This is a genomic window from Bradyrhizobium sp. KB893862 SZCCT0404, assembly GCF_018130885.1.
In the GTDB taxonomy this organism is placed as follows: Bacteria; Pseudomonadota; Alphaproteobacteria; order Rhizobiales; family Xanthobacteraceae; genus Bradyrhizobium; species Bradyrhizobium stylosanthis.
Window position 1 is genome coordinate 763630 of the sequence record NZ_JAFCLT010000002.1, and the last position, 21567, is coordinate 785196.

General features: G+C 66.5%; 17 protein-coding genes. 1 reads left to right on the forward strand and 16 read right to left on the reverse strand.

Annotated elements, in window-relative coordinates:
• Window positions 1-173: 173 nt before the first annotated feature.
• From ftsZ to rsmH, 16 genes are all read right to left on the reverse strand, one after another.
• Window positions 174-1988: a cell division protein FtsZ gene (ftsZ, locus tag JQ617_RS12405; protein WP_212026540.1), complete on the reverse strand. Its 1815-nt coding sequence runs from the start codon at window positions 1986-1988 to the stop codon at window positions 174-176.
• A gap of 87 nt (window positions 1989-2075) precedes the next feature.
• Window positions 2076-3398 (reverse strand): cell division protein FtsA, encoded by a 1323-nt coding sequence (gene ftsA / locus JQ617_RS12410; RefSeq protein WP_063689315.1) that lies wholly within the window; start codon window positions 3396-3398, stop codon window positions 2076-2078.
• Complete coding sequence (locus JQ617_RS12415) at window positions 3395-4405, reverse strand: cell division protein FtsQ/DivIB (RefSeq protein ID WP_212026541.1); 1011 nt, start codon at window positions 4403-4405, stop codon at window positions 3395-3397. Before JQ617_RS12415 ends, ftsA begins: the two co-directional genes overlap by 4 nt.
• A 340-nt stretch (window positions 4406-4745) precedes the next feature.
• Complete coding sequence (locus JQ617_RS12420) at window positions 4746-5732, reverse strand: D-alanine--D-alanine ligase family protein (RefSeq protein ID WP_212026819.1); 987 nt, start codon at window positions 5730-5732, stop codon at window positions 4746-4748.
• 101 nt (window positions 5733-5833) lie between these two features.
• A complete protein-coding gene (gene murB, locus JQ617_RS12425; protein WP_212026542.1) occupies window positions 5834-6754 on the reverse strand; it encodes a UDP-N-acetylmuramate dehydrogenase in 921 nt (306 codons plus the stop codon).
• Between the two features lie 4 nt (window positions 6755-6758).
• Entirely contained in the window at window positions 6759-8162 is a 1404-nt protein-coding gene (gene murC, locus JQ617_RS12430) for a UDP-N-acetylmuramate--L-alanine ligase (RefSeq protein ID WP_212026543.1), read from the reverse strand.
• Window positions 8163-8363: 201 nt separating this feature from the next.
• Complete coding sequence (gene murG, locus JQ617_RS12435; RefSeq protein ID WP_249156966.1) at window positions 8364-9464, reverse strand: undecaprenyldiphospho-muramoylpentapeptide beta-N-acetylglucosaminyltransferase; 1101 nt, start codon at window positions 9462-9464, stop codon at window positions 8364-8366.
• Window positions 9465-9574: 110 nt separating this feature from the next.
• Complete coding sequence (ftsW, locus tag JQ617_RS12440) at window positions 9575-10726, reverse strand: putative lipid II flippase FtsW (protein WP_063689327.1); 1152 nt, start codon at window positions 10724-10726, stop codon at window positions 9575-9577.
• A 238-nt stretch (window positions 10727-10964) separates the two neighbouring features.
• Window positions 10965-11369, reverse strand: a complete 405-nt coding sequence (locus JQ617_RS12445; protein WP_212026544.1) for a hypothetical protein — start codon at window positions 11367-11369, stop codon at window positions 10965-10967.
• 2 nt (window positions 11370-11371) lie between these two features.
• Window positions 11372-12769: a UDP-N-acetylmuramoyl-L-alanine--D-glutamate ligase gene (gene murD / locus JQ617_RS12450; RefSeq protein WP_212026545.1), complete on the reverse strand. Its 1398-nt coding sequence runs from the start codon at window positions 12767-12769 to the stop codon at window positions 11372-11374.
• Window positions 12770-12887: 118 nt separating this feature from the next.
• A complete protein-coding gene (mraY, locus tag JQ617_RS12455) occupies window positions 12888-13991 on the reverse strand; it encodes a phospho-N-acetylmuramoyl-pentapeptide-transferase (protein ID WP_063689338.1) in 1104 nt (367 codons plus the stop codon).
• 157 nt (window positions 13992-14148) lie between these two features.
• Complete coding sequence (locus JQ617_RS12460) at window positions 14149-15528, reverse strand: UDP-N-acetylmuramoyl-tripeptide--D-alanyl-D-alanine ligase (RefSeq protein WP_212026546.1); 1380 nt, start codon at window positions 15526-15528, stop codon at window positions 14149-14151.
• Window positions 15525-16997 (reverse strand): UDP-N-acetylmuramoyl-L-alanyl-D-glutamate--2,6-diaminopimelate ligase, encoded by a 1473-nt coding sequence (locus JQ617_RS12465; protein ID WP_212026547.1) that lies wholly within the window; start codon window positions 16995-16997, stop codon window positions 15525-15527. The genes JQ617_RS12460 and JQ617_RS12465 overlap by 4 nt, the downstream gene beginning before the upstream one ends.
• Window positions 16998-17081: 84 nt before the next feature.
• Entirely contained in the window at window positions 17082-18833 is a 1752-nt protein-coding gene (locus tag JQ617_RS12470; RefSeq protein WP_212026548.1) for a peptidoglycan D,D-transpeptidase FtsI family protein, read from the reverse strand.
• Window positions 18830-19222: a cell division protein FtsL gene (gene ftsL / locus JQ617_RS12475; protein ID WP_063689346.1), complete on the reverse strand. Its 393-nt coding sequence runs from the start codon at window positions 19220-19222 to the stop codon at window positions 18830-18832. Before ftsL ends, JQ617_RS12470 begins: the two co-directional genes overlap by 4 nt.
• 3 nt (window positions 19223-19225) lie before the next feature.
• Window positions 19226-20215: a 16S rRNA (cytosine(1402)-N(4))-methyltransferase RsmH gene (rsmH, locus tag JQ617_RS12480; RefSeq protein ID WP_212026549.1), complete on the reverse strand. Its 990-nt coding sequence runs from the start codon at window positions 20213-20215 to the stop codon at window positions 19226-19228.
• A gap of 442 nt (window positions 20216-20657) precedes the next feature.
• Here rsmH and JQ617_RS12485 point away from each other — a divergent pair, with 442 nt between their 5' ends.
• Complete coding sequence (locus JQ617_RS12485) at window positions 20658-21515, forward strand: N-acetylmuramoyl-L-alanine amidase (RefSeq protein ID WP_212026550.1); 858 nt, start codon at window positions 20658-20660, stop codon at window positions 21513-21515.
• Window positions 21516-21567 lie beyond the last annotated feature (52 nt).

The following is a 21567-nucleotide window of genomic DNA, read 5'->3' on the forward strand; positions in this document are numbered from 1 at the left end:
TTGCGCCGACGTTTTGGGCCGCTGCCGGCGGTTTTACTGAACCACCGAATGCATAATTAATGATTTAAAATCAGTTGCTTGGCTCTGCAATCCGGACCATCCCGGACAAAAAGGAAAGGCCCCGGCAAGCTTCCCGCCGGGGCCCTTTTGGGTCTGCCTTATTGTAACAATCCTCAGGTCGCCTGCCGCCGCAGGAAGGCCGGGATATCAAGATGGTCGTCACCCTGTGGCGCCGGCGCAACAGGCGCCGGGCGGCCGTGCATGTCGAGGCCCTGCGGCGCGGGACGACGGGCGTACTCTGATACCGGCTCGCTGGCCGCGATCTGCTGCGCCACGGTCTTCTGCGGGCGGCGGTCGGGCAGCGGCGGCATGGCGGGACCGGCGGTGCGGGCGGCGACCGGCGGCTCGCTCTCCTCGTCGCGGCGGCCGAGGCCGACATTGGCGAGGCGCTGCAGCAGCGACAGGCGGGTCTTCTGCGGGGTCTCTTCTTCCACCTCACCGCGGGCCTGGCGAAGCTCGGCCTGGGCCGGCATCGGCAGTTCCTCGATGCGCGGCATGCGCGGAGCGCGGACCGGCGGACGCTCGGCCTGCGGCGGGATGAAGTTTTCCGGCGTCATCGGCTCCTGCATTGCGACCGGGGCCATTTCGGGCTCCGGGAACAGGGTCGGCTTCTGCGCGATCGGGCGCACGGTCACGTCGCCATAGGTCTGCGGCGCGGGGGCCTGCGGGACCTCGGCGACAGCCGCCGCGATGGCGGCGAGCGCGGCACGCTCGACGTTCGGGCGCGGCGCGATCGGGGCGGACGCAACCGGAGCCGGCGCGGCACCCGGGATCTGCGATTCCAGCTTCTGGGCGCGTTCGGCCAGGCGCTGATTGTCGGCGCGCAGGCGGGCGGTGAGGTCGGCGAGACGGCTCTCGGCAGCGGCGGCCGGAGCAGCGGGAGCCTGCTGCACGTGCTGGATCTGCTGCGGCGCGGCGTTCGCCACGGGAGCGGAGGTCGCCTGGCTGTTGCGGGCGATCGCAGCCTGCTCGATGCCGGTGGCGACGACCGAGACGCGGATCAGGCCGTCGAGCGCTTCGTCGAAGGTGGCGCCGACGATGATGTTGGCGTCCTGATCGACTTCCTCGCGGATGCGGGTCGCGGCTTCGTCGACCTCGAACAGGGTGAGATCCTTGCCGCCGGTGATGGAGATGAGGAGGCCCTTGGCGCCCTTCATCGAGCTATCGTCGATCAGCGGGTTGGCGATCGCGGCTTCCGCAGCGGTCAGCGCGCGCTTGTCGCCGGAAGCTTCGCCGGTGCCCATCATCGCCTTGCCCATCTCACGCATCACGGCGCGGACGTCGGCGAAGTCGAGGTTGATCAGGCCTTCCTTGACCATCAGGTCGGTGATGCAGGCGACGCCCGAGTAGAGCACCTGGTCGGCCATCGCGAAGGCGTCAGCGAAGGTGGTCTTCTCGTTGGCGACCCGGAACAGGTTCTGGTTCGGGATGATCAGCAGCGTGTCGACGACCTTGTGAAGCTCGTTGATGCCGGCTTCAGCGGTGCGCATGCGGCGGCCGCCTTCGAAGTGGAAGGGCTTGGTCACGACGCCGACGGTGAGGATGCCCATGTCGCGCGCGGTCTTGGCGATGACGGGAGCAGCACCGGTGCCGGTGCCGCCGCCCATGCCGGCGGTGACGAACACCATGTTGGCGCCCGAGAGATGGTCGCGCAGCTCGTCGATCACCTCTTCCGCCGCCGCCGCGCCGACGTTCGGCTGCGAACCTGCACCGAGGCCCTGCGTGACCGCCGTGCCCATCTGCACGATGCGCTGCGCCTTCGACATCGTCAGCGCCTGCGCGTCGGTGTTGGCGACCACGAAGTCGACGCCCTGCAGGCCCGCCGTGATCATGTTGTTGACGGCGTTGCCGCCGGCGCCGCCGACGCCGAACACGGTGATCCGGGGCTTCAGTTCGTGAATATCAGGAACATTGATGCTGATGGTCATGGTTGCCTCTCGATCACGCGCGTGTGGGTTCGCCCCGGCCGGCGGCCGCGGGAGTTGGTGAAAATGGGAGATTGCGGAAAGGAGTCATCAAAAGCCCTCGCGTAGCCATCGTCCAACCTTTCCGAAATAACCGCCGGTCCCTGTCCTGACCTGCTGCCGCGTATGCCGCGGTTCGACATGTTCCTGGTGAACATATTGCGGGTAGACGAGGAGTCCGGACGGCACCGCAAACGCGGCGTTCTTCGCCTCGTTGGGCAGCCGGCCGAAGCCGAGGGGACGTCCGACCCGCACGGGCCGGCCGAGAATCTGGGTGCCGAGCTCGACGAGACCGGTCAGTTGCGATGCGCCGCCCGAGAGCACGACGCGGCCGTTGGGCTCTGACGCGAAGGGCGAATCCTTCAGCCGGTCCCGGACCATTTCGAAGATTTCCTCGGCACGGTGCTTGACGATGTTGGCGATGGTAGCGCGGGAGACGATCTGCGGCAGATCCTGCTCGTCACCGGCTGTCGGCACGGACATCAGCTCGCGCGAGTCCGATCCGCCGGTGATGACGGTGCCGTATAACGTCTTGATTCGCTCGGCATCGGCAATGGTCGCGGAGAGTCCGCGCGCAAGATCCATCGTGATGTGTTGCCCGCCGACCGCAAAACCCGCCGCGTGCACGAAGCGGCCGCCGGAATAGACCGCGATCGTCGTGGTGCCGGCGCCCATCTCGACGACGGCGGCACCGAGATCGGCCTCGTCGTCGGTCAGCACCGACAGGCCGGCGACATAAGGGCTCGCCGCCATGGCTTCGACATTGATGTGGCAGCGCTCGACCGCCAGCATCAGGTTCCGTGCCACCGTGGCGTCGCAGGTGACGACGTTCATGTCGACGCCGAACTGATGCGCGACCATGCCGCGGGGATCGCGGATGCCCTTGACGCCGTCGAGCGTGTAGCCGACGGGCAGAGCGTGAAGCACGGTGCGGCCTTCGCCGGTGGCATGGCGCATGCCGGTGGAGGTGACGCGGCTGACATCGGCCGGCGTCACGGCGCCACCGCGGATGTCGGCGGCGGCTTCGACCAGCGCGCCGGAGAGCCGGCCGCCGGAGACCGACAACAACACGGACTCGACCCGCACCTTGGCCATCTTCTCAGCAAGCCCGACGGCCTGGCGGACCGCCTGCTCGCATTCGCCGAGATCGACCACCGCGCCGGCCTTCATGCCGCGCGACTGGATCTGGCTGTAGCCGATCAATTCCACCGCATGGGTGCGGCCGCGCAAGGCTTCGCTCGGCGCTGACGGCTTCAGCCGCGCGATCATGCAGGCGATCTTGCTGGTACCGATGTCGAGGCAGGCGACCAGGCCGCCACGCTTGTGCGGCATCTGGCGCGTCTTCGGGGTCTGGGTGCGATCAAGACCGGTCATGCGGCGTCCCCGGCCTTCTTTTTCTTCTTGTCCTTGAACAGCTCCTCGCGCGCCTTGGCGGCGTCGTCGGAAAGCTGCACCACCAGACGATCCGGCAGGCGCATGTCGACGGCGACGATGTCGCGGGAGAACAGCCTGTCCTCCTTGTCGAGCTTGGTCAGCATCGCGAGCGCGTTGCCGACGTCCTGCTCGGGCAGGCGGATGTCGAGACCGTCCTTCAGCCTCAGGTTCCAGCGCCGCTCGCCGACATAGATGGCAGCCTTGGTGATCGAGTTGACCTGCGGATAGCGCGCCAGCAGCGCCAGGAAATCGCGGGCCTGGGTGTCGGCCCCCTTGCCGACGACGAGCGGCAGCGACAGGAAGCGGCGCGAGACGTAGGGTTCGAGCACGGCGCCGTCGTCGGCGATGACGGAGAGCCGGCCGGCCTCCTGCCACAGCGCGAAGGCCTGGCGCTCGGTGATGTCGATCATCAGCCGGCCCGGATAGAGCTTCAGCACGGTCGCGTCGGCAATCCAGGGATTGGCCTTGAGCTTCTCGCGCACGACGTCGGCATCGAGGAACAGCAGCGAGGAGCGGCCGCTGACGCCGCCGATGGCAAGGATCTCGTCCTGGGTGAGCTGCTTGCGGCCGTTGATCACCACGGAGGTGATGCGGAAGCCGGCGGAATTGGCCATGGCATTGCGGGCATCGCTGACCGCCGTGATGAAATCCTGGAGATGGCCGCCCTTGACGATGCCGAAGCCGCAGCTGCCGATCAGCAGCAGCACGGTCATGGTGATCCCGACCCGGCGCGGCGCATAGCGCTCGACCAGAGCGACCACGCGCGGCGGCGGTTCGCGCTCGACCACGGCCTTGGCCTTGATCCTGGCGGCGGCGCGCTTCTCCTCGCGCTTGTCCTGCACCCACTCGCGCAGAAGCACGACCGCTCCGATAGCGGCCGCCTTCAGATCAGCTTGGGGCCTCAGCGATCTCAAAAACGACCGGGTGAGGCTTCCTGCACCATCCATTGCACGAGCTCGTCAACAGTTTGCCCGCGACATCGCGCGGGTCCTGGCGAACATGACGTCTCGGACGTGCCGGGCCGGATCAGCAGAACGAAGCCTCTCCCATCATTGCGTTCGCTGGAGGTGACATCATCCACAACAGCTCACGCGCCGGCAGCCAAAGCGCCATATGCGCCGCCAGCGTTAACCTTCGGATGTCCTGGTAAACAAAAGGTAAAATTCGTTAACGCGGAATGCTTTTTGCCCAGCCATGTGAGGCATTTATGCCGCGATCTCCGGCATTTTACCGGATTTGGGCTCCAAACCGGGCCATTTCGCCCGCCTGGCCGTTAACCAGTCCTAATCATTTCCGCACGCCCCGCCCGGCGAGCTCGACCAGCCCGCTCAGGAACTCGACGAACGCGATGCCCTCGGCTTTCAGCGCCTTGGGGTAGAGCGAGGACTTGGTCAGCCCGGGCAACGTGTTGGTTTCGAGGTAGACGAGACCCTTGTCCGAGACGATGAAGTCGGAGCGCGAATAGCCGGTGCAGGACATCGCCCGGTGCGCCAGCATCGCCTGCTCCTTCAGCGCGGCCATGATCTCCGGCGAAAACCGTCCGGGGCAGATCTCCTGGGTCGACTTCAGGAGATATTTTGCGGCGTAATCGAAACTGCCTTCGCCCGGAATGATCTCGATCGGCGGCAACGCGATGATCGATCCGTCGGTACGCTCCAGCACGCCGCAGGTCGCCTCGACGCCGGCGATGTAGGGCTCGATCACATAGTCCTCGTGCCTGGCCGCGTTGCGGACGGCGACGAGATCCTGCTTGGCGTTGACGAAGATCAGGCCGTAGCTCGACCCGTCCCGCGCCGGCTTTGCGATCAGCCTGCCATATTCGGCGAAGGCCTCCTCGATGTTGTCGAGCGCGACGTTCGCCGGCGGCGTCACGCCGCCGAGTGCGGCAAAGTGCTTGGCCGCGATCTTGTCGAAGGCGAGATGCGAGGACGCCGAGCCCGATCCGGTGAACGGCACGCCGCGCGCCTCGCACATCACCTGCAATTCGCCGTTCTCGGCGCGCCCGCCATGCAGGCCGAGCACCAGCACGCGGCCTTCCGCCCTGGCCTGGTCGAGCGCCGCTTCGAGCGGGATGCCTGATGTGCCCGGCTTGAACTCGTCCTCGAAGGGCCGGGCATGCTCGAGCAGCTGCCTCGACTGCACCACATGCACCTTGTCCTCGACGTCCCACCACCAGAGATCGGCCTCGGGCAGCGCCTGATGCAGCGCCTGCGCCGAGGCGACCGAAACCAGACGCTCCCTGTTGGAGCCGCCGAAGAGGATGGTGATGCGCATGTTCATAGCCCGCAATCTTGTTCGTCATTCCGGGGCGATGCGTAGCATCGAACCCGGAATCTCGAGATTCCGGGTTGCGCTTCGCGCCCCCGGAATGACACTCACGCGGAAACCCCGATCCGCTTGATTTCCCAGTGCAGCTCGATTCCGGAATTCGCCTTGACGCGCTCACGCACCGTCTCGCCCAGCGCCTCGATGTCGTGCGCGGTGGCGTCCCCGGTGTTGATCAGGAAATTGCAGTGCATCTCCGAGACCTGCGCACCGCCGACGCGCAGGCCGCGACAGCCCGCGGCATCCACCAGCTTCCAGGCTGAATGTCCCGGCGGATTCTTGAAGGTCGAGCCGCCGGTCTTCTCGCGGATCGGCTGCGCGGTCTCACGATGGCTCTGCACCTCCGCCATACGCGCGCGGATCGTCTCGGCATCTTTGACCTCGCCGCGAAAGCGCGCGGAGGTGAAGATGATGGAGGGATCGACGCCGCTGTTGCGATAAACGAACTTCATGTCGGCGTTGGAGAAGACGTGCCTGGTGCCGTCGCGCGCCACACCGCGCGCCTCGATCAGCACGTCCTTGGTCTCACCGCCATTGGCACCCGCATTCATGCGCAGCGCGCCGCCGATGGTGCCGGGGATGCCGAAGTAGAATTCGAGCCCGCCGACATTGGCGGCAGCCGCAACTTCCGCCACGCGCTTGTCGAGCGCGGCAGCGCCCGCGGTGACTATGTCGCCGTTCGCATTCGCTTCGCCAAAGGCGCGCGGCGCAAGGCGGATCACCACGCCGGCAATGCCGCCGTCGCGCACGATCAGATTGGAGCCGACGCCGACGACATAGACGGGAATGTCGGACGCGAGATGCGCAAGGAAATAGGCGAGATCGTCCTCATCCGCCGGCGTGAACAGCACCTGCGCCGGACCGCCGACGCGAAACCAGGTCAGCTCGGCCAACGACTGGTTGGCGAGCAGCCGGCCGCGAAGTTGCGGCATCGCGGCTTTGAGATCAGGCGTGATGTCGGGAAAGCTCACCGCCCTACCCCAGCGCCTTCAACTGGTCCGGCAGCGCATACGCCCATTGCGTGATGTTGCCGGCGCCAAGGCACACGACGAGATCGCCGGACTTTGCGAGCCCCTTGACGATCCCTGCCAGCTCAGGCGCCGCCGGCAGCGGCACCACCTCGCGATGCCCATGCGCGCGCAGACCGGCGACGAAATGATCGCGGTCGATGCCGTCGATCGGCGCTTCGCCGGCGGCATAGACGTCGGCGACAACGACAGCATCGGCATCGTTGAAGCAGGTGCAGAATTCCTCGAACAGCGATTGCAGGCGGGTGTAGCGATGCGGCTGCACCACGGCGATGATCTTGCCGTTGGTGGATTCCCGCGCTGCCTTCAGCACCGCCGCGATCTCGACGGGGTGATGGCCGTAATCGTCGATCACGGTCACGCCGTTCCATTCGCCTGTCTTGGTGAAGCGGCGCTTGACGCCGCCGAAACCGGCGATCGCCTTGCGGATCGCCTCGTCCGATACGCCGAGCTCGCGCGCAACGGCGATCGCGGCCGTCGCATTGGAGGCGTTGTGGCGGCCCGGCATCGGCAGCATCAAATCCGGGATCTCGTGCACGGCCCCGGTCTTGCGATCGCGGAACGCGACCTTGAATTTGGAGCCGCCGCCCATGGGTGTGAGATCGACGAACCGCACGTCGGCCTGCGGATTCTCGCCATAGGTGATGATGCGGCGATCCTCGATCTTGCCGACCAGAGTCTGCACCACGGGATGATCGATGCACATCACGGCAAAGCCGTAGAACGGCAGGTTCTCGACGAAGTGGCGGAACGCATCCTGCACCGCGTCGAAGGTCTTGAAGTGATCGAGATGCTCCGGGTCGACATTGGTGACGATCGCGACATCGGTCGGCAGCTTCAGGAAGGTGCCGTCGCTCTCGTCGGCCTCGACCACCATCCAGTCGCCGGCGCCGAGACGCGCGTTGGAGCCATAGGCGTTGATGATGCCGCCGTTGATCACGGTCGGATCGAGCCCGCCGGCATCGAGCAGCGTTGCGACCATTGTGGTCGTCGTGGTCTTGCCGTGGGTGCCGGCGATGGCGACGCAGCTCTTCAGCCGCATCAGCTCGGCCAGCATCTCGGCGCGGCGCACCACGGGAATGCGGCGCTCGCGCGCCGCCATCAGTTCCGGATTGTCGCGCTTGATCGCGGTGGAGACGACGACGACCTCGGCGCCATCGACATTCTCGGCCTTGTGGCCGACCGACACCTTCGCGCCCTTCTTGCGCAGGCGATCGAGATTGTAATTGTCGGAGGCGTCCGAGCCCTGCACAGCATAGCCGAGATTGACCAGCACCTCGGCGATGCCGCTCATGCCGATCCCGCCGATCCCGACGAAGTGGATGGGTCCGATCTCGCGCGGCAGTCTCATGCTCTATCCCGTCGTTCAGTCGTCATGCCCGGGCTTGTCCCGGGCATCCACGAATCTTAGCGTCTTTCTTGCAAGACGTGGATGCATAGGCACTCGGTATACCGAGTGCCGCCACTTTTGAAAGCACGAAGTCGGATAAATCCGACTTCGTGTGACAAGCCCGGCCATCACGGTAAAACTAAGGAAATTCGGGGTTTCGCGTCAGATTCCAGCGACTTTGGCCACCAGATCGGCCAGCCGCTCGGCGGCGTCGAGCCGCCCTGCCCCCTTTGCGGCCGCGGCCATGGCGGTGAGGCGCGCCGGCTCGGCGGCGAAGGCGGAGATCTCGGACGCCAGCCGGTCCGAGGTGAACTCGGTCTGCGGGATGCGGATCGCACCATCCACCTTGGCCAGCACGCCGGCATTGGCGAACTGGTCCTGGTCGATCGCGCCGGGCAGCGGCACGAGGATCGAGGGCCGCCCGATCGCGGCGAGCTCGGCGACGGTGCCGGCACCGGAGCGCGACACCACCAGATGATTGGCGGCGAGCCGCGCCGGCAAATCGGTGAAGAACGGTGCGAGCTCGAACTTGATCTTGAGCTTGTCGTAGACCGCGCGGACACGGCTCATGTCCTCGTCGCGGACCTGCTGGGTGAGGACGAGCCGGCTCCACAGCGCAGGCTCGAGCCGCTCGATCGCGCCCGGCACGATGTCGGCCATGATGCGCGCGCCCTGGCTGCCGCCGACGACGAGCAGGCGCAGCGGACCGTTCACCTCGGGCGCGGCATAAGGCACGGCGGCCGCGGCGAGCACCGCCGGACGCATCGGCGTACCGACGGTCGTGGTCTTGCCCGCCAGCGCGGGATCGCGGTCGAGCACGCCGGGCAGCGACGTCGCGATGGCGTTGACGCGGCTCGACAGAAACCGGTTGGCGCGGCCGAGCACGGCATTGGCATCGTGGATGATGCCGGGCACGCCGGCGAATTTTGCCGCGACCAGCGGCGGCAGCGTCGGGTAGCCGCCGAAGCCGATCACCGCGACGGGCTTGAGCCGCTTGATCAGGCGGTAGGCGGAGAGCGTCCCCGCCGCGAGCGTGAGGCCGGCATAGGCAAGCTGCAACGGATTTCGTCCGCGCGCGGTCTCGCTCGAGACGACGTCTATCATGTCCTTGGTGAACAGTCCGCTATAGCGCAGCGCGCGCTCGTCGGTGACAAGGCGGACGCGAAAGCCGCGCCGGATCAACTCGACGCCGAGCGCCTCGGCCGGAAACAGATGGCCGCCGGTGCCGCCCGCGGCGAGAAGAATCAGGGGGGAGGTGTCCATAATTGCTCTTTTACAAGGCCTTTGCCGTCATTGCGAGCGCAGCGAAGCAATCCAGACTGTCTCCGCGGAGGGATTCTGGATTGCTTCGCTGCGCTCGCAATGACGAAGAGCTACGCGTAGCTCCGCATCGCCTCGGCGTGGCCGCTGGCCTCGACCTCGGTGCGCGGGCGCAGCCGCGTCAGGGCCAGCATCATGCCGACGCCATAGGCGAGCGACACGATCGAGGAACCGCCGTAGGAGATGAACGGCAGCGTCATGCCCTTGGCGGGGATCAGCTGCAGGTTCACCGACATGTTGATCGCGGCCTGCACGCCGAACAGGATCGCAAGACCCGAGGCGGCGAAGCGCGAGAACATGTCCTCATTGGCATAGGCGCGCGACAGCGTGCGGATGACCACGAAGGCGAACAGCGCCAGCATGGCCAGGCACAGGATGATGCCGAACTCTTCGGCCGCCACCGCGAACACGAAGTCGGTATGGCTGTCCGGCAGGCTGCGTTTGGCAATGCCCTCGCCCGGTCCCAGTCCGAACCAGCCGCCGTTGTAGAAGGCCTCCATGGCGGTATCGACCTGGAAGGTGTCGCCGGACGCCGGATTCATGAAGCGCTTGATGCGGCCTGCCACGTGCGGGACGAACAGGTAGGCGCTGAACAGGCCGGCGGCGCCGAGCCCTGCAAGGCCGAACACCCAGATCATGCGCATGCCCGCGATGAAGAACAGCGATCCCCACACCATCAGGATCAGCATGGTCTGGCCGAAGTCCGGCTCCATCACCAGCAGCGAGACCAGCATCAGCAGCAGCACCAGCGCCATCGAGGTCGCGGGCATTTCCGGCCGCTTGGTGGATTCCGCGAACAGCCAGGCGGCGATGACGACGAAGGACGGCTTTGCGATTTCTGAGGCCTGGATGTTGACGCCGAGCAGTGTGATCCAGCGCCGCGAGCCCTTGACCTCGGGGCCGATCGCGAGCGTCAGCACGATCAGGATGATGCTGGCCGCGAAGATGATCAGCGCCGAGCGGCGGATCGCGCGCGGCGACAGGAACGACACCCCGAGCAGCACCAGGCAGGACGGCAGGAGGAACATCACGTGGCGGCTGAAGAAGTGGAACGGATCGAGCCCGATGCGGGTCGCAACCGGCGGGCTCGCCGCCAGCGACAGGATCACGCCGGTCAGCATCAAGCCCAGGATGGCGCCCATTAGCGGCTTGTCGACGGTCCACCACCATTCGGAAAAGGGGGTGCGTTCTTCACGGGAGAGCATGGGCGGCCGCTTTCGGACAGAGGTCCGTCCATTGGTCGCCGAGGTTGGTTACCGCAGGGTTAAGGAAGTGGATGAAGTTGTGCACGGTCTCGTGCCCCGGACGCAGCGCAGCGCTCTTGCGGTGCGCTGCAGAGCCGGGGCCCATAGCGGCTTCTGGGTCCCGGCTCTGCGCAGCAGCGTTGCACGCTGCAGCGCGTCCGGGACAAGGGAGTGCCACGCGACCGATCCTCCCCGCGCCCTACTCGTAGCTGATCGCGACATCCCCGGCGCGCTGGTCGCGCTTGTAGACCTGCTCCGGACCGGGGATGAATCCGATCCGGACCGCCCGCTCGCTGCTCCAGGCGACAACGACATCAAGATGCCCGCGCACGCTGACAAAGGTCGGCGTGCTCTCAGGCGAGAAATTCCGGCCGCGCGCCAGGATGCTGGCTTGCGTGCTGTCGGGCACCGTGGCTCCGCACGACTTCCAGACCACGACGACCAGCTGGCTGCCGTTCGGCGAGGCGAACGCGCGCTGGCGCACGACGCGGCAGGCGCCGAAGCCGCTCATGACGCTGTCAATGAGGACGACAAACAGGAAGCCAGCAACGACCGGAACGGCGAGCACAGCAGCGCCGATCCAGATCCAGCGTCGCCGCGACATCCTCACACCACCGGCTTCACACCCGGCAGCGCCTGCACCAACTCGCGGAACTTTGCGCCGCGGATCTCGAAGTTGCGGTACTGGTCGAAGGACGCGCAGGCCGGTGACAGCAGCACCACAGCATCCGCAAGCCCCGACGCTTCCGCATCGCGCGCGGCGTGCTCGACGGCGACGTCGAGCGTCCCGCTGATCTCGTGCGCGACCGAGCCCAACGTTCCCGAAAACTCCTGCGCGGCTTCGCCGATCAGATAGGCTTTCCGGATGCGCGGGAAATAGCCGGTCAGGCTGGTAATGCCGCCCGCCTTGGGCTTGCCGCCGGCGATCCAGAAAATGTCGCCAAAGGACGACAGCGCGTGCGCGGTGGCGTCGGCGTTGGTGCCCTTGGAGTCGTTGACGAACAGCACGTTGCCGCGGCGGCCGACCTGCTCCATGCGGTGCGCAAGGCCGGGAAAGCTGCGCAGGCCGTTCTGCAGCACATCGAGGCTGATGCCCATCGCGAGCGCGGCGGCGGCGGCGCAGGCCGCGTTCTGCGCATTGTGCAGGCCGCGCAGCGAGCCGATGCCACCGAGCTTTGCAACCTCGCTACGCGCGCCGCCCGAGCTGCGCACGATGTTGCCGTGCTCGAAGTAAATGCCGCTCGCCAGCGGATTCCTGACGGAGATGCGCACCACATTCTTGCCGGTACGATCGAGCCGGTCGGCGATGTCGCGGCAATAGCCGTCATCGACACCGACGATCGAGGTGCCGCCTGCCTGCACGCCCGCAACGAGACGCTCCTTCACCGCGGCGTAATGCTCGATGGTGCCGTGACGGTCGATATGGTCTTCGCTGACATTGAGCAGAATGCCGACGGAGGGATCGAGCGAGGGCGTGAGGTCGATCTGGTAGGACGACATCTCGATGACGTGGACGCGGCCCATGCGCGGTGGCTCCAGCGACAGGATCGCGGTGCCGATATTGCCGCCCATCTGGGTGTCGTAGCCGGCGACCTTGGTGAGATGCGCGATCAGCGCCGTCGTGGTCGACTTGCCGTTGGTGCCAGTGATGGCGACGAACGGCGCATTCGGCGCATGACGCCGCCGCTCGCGGCAGAACAGCTCGATATCGCCGATCACTTCGACGCCGGCCTCGCGCGCCTTCAAGACGCTCCAGTGCGGCACTGGATGCGTCAGCGGCACGCCGGGCGCGAGCACGAGGGCAGCGAAATTCGCCCAGGAGACATTGCGCAAGTCGGCGGTGATGAAACCGGCCTGCGCGGCCTTGGCGACGTTCTCGGCATTGTCGTCGGCGGCGATCACCTCGGCGCCGCCCGCCTTCAGCGCGTGGCAGGAGGCGAGCCCCGAGCCGCCGAGGCCGAACACCGCGACCGTCTTGCCGGCGAAGGATGTGACGGGGATCATGACCACACCTCTGTCATTCCGGGGCGACGCGCCAGCGTCGAACCCGAAATCTCGAGATTCCGGATCGCCGCTTCGCGTCGTCCGGAATGACGGCAAGATTGAATCACGGCGACCATCATCACCGCAGCTTCAGGGTGGAGAGGCCGGCGAGCGCCAGCATCACCGAGATGATCCAGAAGCGGATCACGATCTGAGGCTCGGTCCAGCCGAGCTGCTCGAAATGGTGATGGATCGGGGCCATCCGGAAGATGCGCTTTCCGGTGAGCTTGAACGACACCACCTGCACGATGACGGAGACCGCCTCCAGCACGAACAGGCCGCCGATCACCGCGAGCACGATCTCGTGCTTCACCGCGACCGCGATCGCACCCAGCATGCCGCCGAGCGCGAGCGAGCCGGTATCGCCCATGAAGATCGAGGCCGGCGGCGCGTTGAACCAGAGGAAGCCGAGGCCGGCGCCCAATAGCGCGCCGCAAAGCACCGCGAGCTCGCCGGTGCCTGCAACATATTTGATCTGGAGATAATCGGCGAACACGGCGTTGCCGGCGAGATAGGCGATCATCGCAAAGCTCGCGGTCGCGATCATCACGGGCACGATGGCGAGGCCGTCGAGGCCGTCGGTGAGGTTCACCGCATTGCCGGCGCCGACGATGACGAAGGCACCGAAGATGACGAAGAACCAGCCGAAATGCAGCACGGTGTCCTTCAGGAAGGGGATCGTCAGCGCGGTCGAGGCGGGATCGCGGTTGAGGCGCACCAGCGCGTAGCAGGCGACCAGCGCGATCGCCGCTTCGATCAGCAGGCGCAGCTTGCCGCCGAACCCGGTCGTGGTCTGCTTGGTCACCTTGAGGTAATCGTCATAGAAGCCGACGAAACCGAAGCCGAGCGTCACGGCGAGCACGATCCAGACATACGGGTTGAGCGGATTGGCCCACAGCACGGTGCCGACCGTGAGGCCGGACAGGATCATCAGCCCGCCCATGGTGGGCGTGCCCTTCTTGCTGAGATGCGATTGCGGGCCGTCGGAGCGGATCGGCTGGCCCTTGCCCTGGCGGATGCGCAAATGATCGATGATCCAGGGCCCGAACAGGAACACGAACAGCGCGCCGGTGACGACCGCACCGCCGGTGCGGAAGGTGATGTAGCGGAAAACGTTCAGGAGGGTACGAAACGCACCCAGGCTCGGAAATGTATTGGAGAGCTCGATCAGCCAGTAAAACATTCAGACGGTCCTATGGCGCCTTTCGCACGCGGTCTTGGCCCTCGGCCTCACCGTGCCTTACGCGCATTCGCTTCATCATGGGGTCGTGCGACCTCTGGGAAAACGGACGGCTTGGTGCCGTAAACGGCGGGATTGGGAACAGCGCCTTCCAAGCAGTTTACGCCTTTGCCTGCAAGGCGGCCACTAGGCCCGGCACAAACTTGTTGACCCAGAACATCTTCTTGCTGCCCTTGACAACCACGACATCGCCTGCCTGCAGCAGGTTCGCGACCTCGCTGGCCTTCAGCGTCGCGGGATCATCATGCCAGCCGAGGCCCTTGCCTGCCGGCAGCACGTCATAGAGATGACGCATCAGGGGGCCGACGCAGTAGATGCCGTCAATACCGTCGAGATGCTTGCCGAGACCGGTGTGGTAGCTTGGTGCGTCATCGCCCAGTTCCAGCATGTCGCCCAGTACCGCGATCCGGCGTCCGCCGCTCATATGGCGCGCCTGCAGGCTCTGCAGCGCCGCCGCCACGCTGGCCGGATTGCCGTTGAAACTGTCGTCGATCACGGTGATACCGCCGACCGCCTGCTCGACGCCGCGGCCGGTCATGATGCCGACGCGGTCGAGCTTGATCGCGAGCGTCGCCGCATCGAGATTGGCGGCGCGGATCGAGGCGAGCGCGGCCAGCGCATTCTGCACGCGGTGCGGCGCGCCCGGCGTCAGGCTGAAGGCGATCTCCTTCTTGCCGATCATGGCCACGATCTGCCAGCTCTCGCCGTGCGGCGCGTGCGCGACCTCGTGCACCTCGGCATGCTCGCCGAACCGCACCACCTTGCCCTTCCACTCCGACGCCTTGAGCCCGGCGGGCAGAACCAGCACACCGTCCTCGGGCAGGCCGAGCGCGATCGACACCTTCTCGCGGCGGATGGCTTCGAGCGAGCCGAGCTTCTCCAGATGCACCGGCTGGACGTTGACGACGAGCGCAACGGTCGGCCGCGTCAATTCGCTGAGCCGCGCGATCTCGCCCGTCTGGTTCATGCCCATCTCGACGACCCACAGGCTGGCGTCTGGCTTTGCATTGCACAGCGTCAGCGGCACGCCCCAGAAATTGTTGAAGCTCGAGGGGCTGGCATAGGCGCCGGGATAGGCCGCCAGGAACTCCTTGGTGCTGGTCTTGCCGGCGCTGCCGGTGAGCCCGATCACGGGGCCATTGAAGCGCGCGCGCGCGGCCCGCGCGAGGCCCCAGAGGCCGTCGATCAGCGTGTCCTTCACCACGATCTGGGGAATGCGGATGCCCGCGATCTCGTGCGGGACGATCATCGCCGCCGCGCCCGCGGCTTCCGCCTTGTCCGCGAATTCCCAGCCGTCGCGCGCGCTGGCGAAGGCCGAGATGAAACCGCCGCTCGGCGTGCCGCTCAGCGCGACGAACAGGCTGCCCGGTTTCACCAGGCGGCTGTCCTGGGTGACGAAGTCGATCGGCGTATCGGGGAACGATCCGGCCACGCCCAGCGCACGCGCGACCTCGGCAACCGTCCAAATTGGCGCGCTCATGCAATCCTCGACGCTAGTGCGGCGGCAACCGCCTCGTGATCACTGAAGGGCAGCACCTCGCTGCCGACGATCTGCCCGGTCTCGTGACCCTTGCCGGCGATCAGCAGCGCATCGCCGTCTTGCAGTTCCTCGATCGCGGTGCGGATCGCCGCGGCACGGTCGCCGATCTCGCGGGCACCCTTCGCGGTGGCAAGGATCGCAGCGCGGATCGCTTCCGGCTTCTCGCTGCGCGGATTGTCGTCGGTGATGATGACGCCGTCGGCATTCTCAGCCGCGATCTCGCCCATGATCGGCCGCTTGCCGACATCGCGATCGCCGCCGGCGCCGAACACGACGACCAGCCTGCGCTTCGCATAAGGCCGCAGCGCCTGCAGCGCCTTCACCAGCGCATCGGGCTTGTGCGCATAATCGATGAAGATCGGCGCGCCGTTGCGCTCGCCGACGCGCTCGAGCCGCCCTTTGGCGCCTTCGAGATGTTCGAGGCTCGCAAACACCTTTGCGGCATCGCTGCCGGTTCCGATGGCAAGACCGGCCGACACCAGCGCGTTCTCGATCTGGAATTCGCCGACCAGTGGCAATCGGATGGCGTAGTGTTTGCCGCGATGCTCGACCGTCAGCTTCTGCGTGAAACCTTCGACCGCGGCTTCGGTGAGACGGATGCCCTCGCCTGTCCCGTCGCCGTTGCGCCCGACCGCCATCACGCGCAGCCCGCGCGCCTTCGCCGCTTCGATCGCTTCGGCCGAGCAATCGTGATCGGCGGAGATCACGGCTGCACCGCCTGGAGCGACCAATTCGCGGAACAGCCTGAGCTTCGCGCCGAGGTAATGCGCGACCGTCGGATGGTAATCCATGTGATCGCGCGACAGATTGGTGAAGCCGCCGGCGGAGACGCGCACGCCGTCGAGCCGGTACTGGTCGAGCCCGTGCGAGGACGCCTCGAAGGCGAGATGCGTGACGCCTTCGCGAGCGATCTCATCGAGCTGCCGGTGCAGCGCGATCGGATCCGGCGTCGTCAGCGAGCCATAGACGGTGCGCTTGGGCGAAACCAGGCCAATGGTTCCAATGCTGGCCGAGGCGTGCCCGAGCCGTTCCCAGATCTGGCGCGTGAAGGCCGCGACCGACGTCTTGCCGCTGGTGCCGGTCACCGCGGCGATGGTTGCCGGCTGCGAGGGGAAAAATCTTGCCGCGGCCAGCGCCAGCGCGCGGCGCGGATTGGCGACCGCGATGAACGGCACCTTGCTGGCCGCTGGCACCTGCTCGCCGACGACCGCTACCGCGCCTGCGGCAATGGCGGCATCGATGAAGCGGGTACCGTCGGTCTTGCTGCCTGCCAGCGCGAAGAAGAGGTCGCCGGGCCTGACCGCGCGGCTGTCGAGCGCAACGCCTGTGACCTCGAGCGCCGCCACGGCGGGCTCGATCGCGGCATCATTGCCTAGAACATCCTGACCTAGGAGGTCGCGCAGCTTCATGGTCTTCCAGTCGACACGCCGCGCCGGGGAAGCCGAATCGTCAGGAAAAGCCGAATCAGCACCGGCGATGGCCACTCCAGTTGATTACTGGGTTGTCCGGGATGCTGCAAGAATAAGGCGTTCGGACGGCGGCAGGTCGAACCGCGGCTCGACGCCCAGCAGCGGCGCGATGCGTTCGATCACCTTGCCGCCGGTCGGCACCGCGTTCCAGCCCGAGGTGATGAAACCCTTGGTTTCGGGGATCGCCTGCGGCTCGTCCAGCATGATCAGGATCTGATATTTCGGATCGTCGCAGGGCATGATCGCGGTGAAGGAGTTGAGCACGCGCTTCTTGGCATAGCGGCCGTTGATGACCTTTTCCGACGTGCCGGTCTTGCCGCCGACATAGTAGCCCTTCACGTCGGCTGTCTTGGCGGTGCCGATCTCGGCGTTGAGCCGCATCAGGAACCGCATCTTGTCGCTGGTCTCCGTCTTGATCACCTTCTTGGCCAGCGCCGCGGCCTCCTCGGGGGTGCGTTTCATGAAGGTCGGCGGAATCAGATAGCCGCCGTTCACCAGCGAGTTGATGCCCATCACCGCCTGCAGCGGCGCCACCGACATGCCCTGGCCGAAAGCGATGGTCACGGTATTCAGCTCGCCCCAGCGCCGAGGCACCAGCGGCGCCGCGCTCTCCGGCAGTTCGGTGCGCAGCCGCGTCAACTGACCCATCTTGCCGAGGAACGCCTTGTGCGCCTCGACGCCCTGGCCGAGCGCGATCCGCGCAGCGCCGATGTTGGACGAGTAGGTGAACACTTCCTTGGTGTTGATGAAGCGTCCGAGCGGGTGGCTGTCGTGGATGGTGAACTTGCCGTAGTGCAGGTTTCCGCGCGCATCCCACGACGTGTTCAGATTGATCTTTCCGGAATCGAGCGCCATCGCCAGCGTGAACGCCTTGAAGGTCGAGCCCATCTCGTAGACGCCCGTCGTCAGGCGGTTGATGCGGTCGGGGTCGTGCGCTTCCTTCGGATTGTTCGGGTCGAAGTCCGGAAGCGAGACCATCGCGACGATCTCGCCGGTCTTGACGTTGGAGACGATGCCGGAGGCGGCCTTGGTGTGGTACTTCTCCTTGGCCTTGAGCAACTCGTCGCGCAGCGCGTGCTCGACGCGCAAATCGATCGACAGCTCGATCGGCTTCTGCAGCCGGTCGGTGGCAAACCCGGCGCGGTGGAGATCGGCGAGGCCCTGATTGTCGAGCCACTTCTCCATGCCGGCGATGCCCTGGTTGTCGATGTTGACGAGACCGATGAGGTGGGCGACCTCGTTGCCGGTCGGGTAGACGCGCTTGTTCTCGCGCAGGAAGCCGATGCCGGGAATGCCGAGCTTGTGGATGTCCTGCTGCTGCTTCGCCGTGACCTCGCGCTTGAGCCAGACGAAACCCTTGCGCGTCCTCAGCCGCTCGCGCACCTCGGCCTCGTCGAGGTCGGGCACGGTGGCGGTCAGAAGCTCGATCGCCTCGTCCTTGTCGATGATGCGGCGCGGCTCGCCGAACAGGCTCGCCGCCTTGACGTCGGTCGCAAGGATGGCGCCGTTGCGGTCGACGATGTCGGGCCGCGCGGTCGCAACCACCTCCTGCGACGCCGCGCGGCGCGCACTGTGGGCGTCGGCACCGATCGCGAACATCACGAGCCGGCCGCCGATCAGGACGTAGACCGAGGTGAAGGCGAGCATGGCAAGGCCGACGCGCGCCCGCGCCTTGGCGGCGCGATCGACATTGCGCCCGTAGAGCAGGCTGCGGATCAGCCGCTGCCGCCAGGGTTCGGTCGGCTTTTCGGTGGGTTTTGCGGGCGCCGGGCTCATTGCTTGTCCTCGGGCTGAGGCACGGAGCCCGTTACGGTGTCAGGATCGCTCGCGGCTTCGATGGTGTTGAGCATGGCCCCGATCGGATCGGGCTCGCCGGGTCTGAACATCCGCGGCGGACGCTCGGGCAGATTCTTCAGCGAGTCATATTGCGTGCCGTTGACCGGCTTGAGCGGCAGGTGCCGCTCGGACAGGCCCTGCAGGCGCAAGGGCGCATCGAGCTTGGCCCATTCGGAGCGCAGCGCCGCGATCGCGTCGCGCTGCTCGCGGATCTCCGCGTGCAGCCGCAGCACCTTCTCGGTGCGCGCGGTGGAGTCCATCTTGATCCGGTAGACATAGGCCGCCGCGAAGATCAGCGCACCGATGACGAGGAGGTGGATGATGCGCATGCGCTAGCCTCCCCTCATCACGTCGGCAAGCCTCGGCCAGGACGATTGCTCGTCGTCGCGATGCGCGGGCGCCGACGTGCGCTCGGCGGCGCGCAGCTTGGCGGACCGCGCGCGCGGATTGTTTGCGACTTCCTCGTCGCCGGCAATCACGGGCCGCCGCGTCAGCAGCTGGAAGCTCGGCGCAGTCTGCGCCACCTCCGGCAGGTGACGCGAGCCGCCGCCGGTTTTGGAACGTTCGCCCAGGAAATTCTTGACGATGCGGTCTTCCAGCGAATGGAACGAGACGACGACGAGACGGCCGCCGGGCTTGAGCACGCGCTCGGCTGCCGCGAGCGCGGTCTGGAGCTCGTCGAGCTCTTCGTTGACCAGGATGCGCAGGGCCTGGAACGTCCGCGTCGCCGGATGGATGTCGCCGGGCTTCGAGCGCACGATCCGGCCGATGAGATCGGCGAGCGCGCGCGTCGTCGTGAACGGCGTCTCCTGGCGATCCGCGACGATGGCGCGTGCGATGCGGCGCGACTGCCGCTCCTCGCCGAAGAGATAGATGACGTCGGCGAGATCGCCTTCCGAGGCGCGCGCGACGACGTCGGCCGCGGTCGGCCCGGTCTGCGCCATGCGCATGTCGAGCGGACCGTCGAGGCGGAAGGAAAAGCCGCGGCCGGCCTGGTCGAGCTGCATCGAGGACACCCCGACATCCATCACGACGCCGTCCACACCATCGACGCCCTGCGCTGTGCAGACCTCGGCGAGGTTGGAGAAGCGGTCCTCGACCAGCGTCAGCCGTCCGGCAGACCGCTCGACCAGCTCGGCCCCACCCGCAATCGCGGTGCGGTCGCGGTCGATGGCGATGAGGCGGGTTCCCGGCACGTCGAGAATGGCGCGGCTGTAGCCGCCGGCGCCGAAGGTGGCGTCGACGTAGATACCGCCGTCGCGCGGGGCGAGATGATCGATCGCCTCGCGGCCGAGCACGGGAATGTGAGGAGCGGAGCTCATGGGCCGCGCCTTCCAGCACAAGGCCTGCCGAACGACCGCGCCTGATCGGGGGCGAACCAGCCCATAATGCCTCGAATGATTCCGCGTCGCGGCGGTTCCACGCCCAAGCCCCAGTCCAACATGGTTACCGAGCCCGGTCGTCCTGGGCGGCAAACCCAGAGTTCCCAGCGGAATTTGTCGGGCAGCCATGGGATTTCGAGCCAAAATACGCTTTGGCCGCCTCCGGACGCGGGTCGGCTCTTCATCCCTCAGTAACGGCCCTTAGCGTTAAGAAAGCGTTGATCGGGTGGCGACAACTCGAAAAGGTGACGTGCCGGTGATGCGTCATCCACACACCGGCGCAAAATGCATCCGTTAACCTCGTCGCGCGATTGCGTCCGGCGGAGGGTAAAGGAATAGTAAAGAGAAGGGCTTGGCCCACTCTCGTCCGATTTGAGCTGTCATGCCGTCCGGTTCGTCCACACCGTCTGATTCGAAGCGTCAGCGCGTTCTCCCGGTTCCCAAGGCCGCGGCGAGCATGCGGACGTTCGAGCCGGATTCCTCGATCGTCTCCGACATCATCCCGTCGCCCAATTACGGCGAGCGCAACAAGGGACGGCAGCCGGACATGATCCTGCTGCACTACACCGGCATGCCCGACGTCGAGGGCGCGCTGGCGCGGCTGTGCACGGCGGGCACCGAAGTGTCGGCGCATTATGTCGTGCTGGAGGACGGCCGCATCGTGCAATGCGTGTCCGAGGCCAAGCGCGCCTGGCATGCCGGCGTCTCGTCCTGGGCCGGCGAGGACGACATCAACTCCTGCTCGATCGGCATCGAGATCATCAATCGCGGCCACGACTGGGGCTATCCGGAGTACCCGCTGCGCCAGATCGCCGCCGTGATCGCGCTGTGCCGCGGCATCATGCTCCGCCGCAAGGTGCCCGCGCACCGGGTGCTCGGCCATTCCGACGTCGCGCCCGCGCGCAAGAAGGATCCCGGCGAAAAGTTTCCGTGGCATTCGCTGGCCAATTCCGGCGTCGGACATTGGGTGACGCCTGCGCCGGTCGTGCGCGGCGAGACCCTGATGCTCGGCACCATCAGCGACGCGGTGCTGAGCATGCAGCAGGCGCTCGCAAAATACGGCTATGGCGTGCCGCTGACCGGCAAATACGACGCCGCGACCATGGAGGTCGTCACCGCCTTCCAGCGCCACTTCCGCCCGGCGCGGCTGGACGGCGTCGCCGACCATTCCACGCTCTCGACCTTGCAGGCGCTGCTGGCAAGCCTGCCCGCGGAAGGAACGGCGGTCGCGTCGAAGTAAGGCTCTTGCGCTTCGTCGCGACAAGAATTCCATTCCCGCAGTTCGCTCGAAA

Coding starts and splice junctions, on each gene's coding strand:
- rsmH (WP_212026549.1), bottom strand. CDS start 20,215: ATGAGCTCCGCTCCTCACATTCCCGTGCTCGGCCGCGAGGCGATCGAT.
- JQ617_RS12420 (WP_212026819.1), bottom strand. CDS start 5,732: ATGCGCATCACCATCCTCTTCGGCGGCTCCAACAGGGAGCGTCTGGTT.
- murC (WP_212026543.1), bottom strand. CDS start 8,162: ATGAGACTGCCGCGCGAGATCGGACCCATCCACTTCGTCGGGATCGGC.
- murD (WP_212026545.1), bottom strand. CDS start 12,769: ATGATCCCCGTCACATCCTTCGCCGGCAAGACGGTCGCGGTGTTCGGC.
- ftsL (WP_063689346.1), bottom strand. CDS start 19,222: ATGCGCATCATCCACCTCCTCGTCATCGGTGCGCTGATCTTCGCGGCG.
- JQ617_RS12485 (WP_212026550.1), top strand. CDS start 20,658: ATGCCGTCCGGTTCGTCCACACCGTCTGATTCGAAGCGTCAGCGCGTT.
- mraY (WP_063689338.1), bottom strand. CDS start 13,991: ATGTTTTACTGGCTGATCGAGCTCTCCAATACATTTCCGAGCCTGGGT.
- JQ617_RS12415 (WP_212026541.1), bottom strand. CDS start 4,405: ATGGATGGTGCAGGAAGCCTCACCCGGTCGTTTTTGAGATCGCTGAGG.
- ftsW (WP_063689327.1), bottom strand. CDS start 10,726: ATGCTCTCCCGTGAAGAACGCACCCCCTTTTCCGAATGGTGGTGGACC.
- JQ617_RS12465 (WP_212026547.1), bottom strand. CDS start 16,997: ATGAAGCTGCGCGACCTCCTAGGTCAGGATGTTCTAGGCAATGATGCC.
- ftsZ (WP_212026540.1), bottom strand. CDS start 1,988: ATGACCATCAGCATCAATGTTCCTGATATTCACGAACTGAAGCCCCGG.
- JQ617_RS12470 (WP_212026548.1), bottom strand. CDS start 18,833: ATGAGCCCGGCGCCCGCAAAACCCACCGAAAAGCCGACCGAACCCTGG.
- JQ617_RS12445 (WP_212026544.1), bottom strand. CDS start 11,369: ATGTCGCGGCGACGCTGGATCTGGATCGGCGCTGCTGTGCTCGCCGTT.
- JQ617_RS12460 (WP_212026546.1), bottom strand. CDS start 15,528: ATGAGCGCGCCAATTTGGACGGTTGCCGAGGTCGCGCGTGCGCTGGGC.
- murG (WP_249156966.1), bottom strand. CDS start 9,464: ATGGACACCTCCCCCCTGATTCTTCTCGCCGCGGGCGGCACCGGCGGC.
- ftsA (WP_063689315.1), bottom strand. CDS start 3,398: ATGACCGGTCTTGATCGCACCCAGACCCCGAAGACGCGCCAGATGCCG.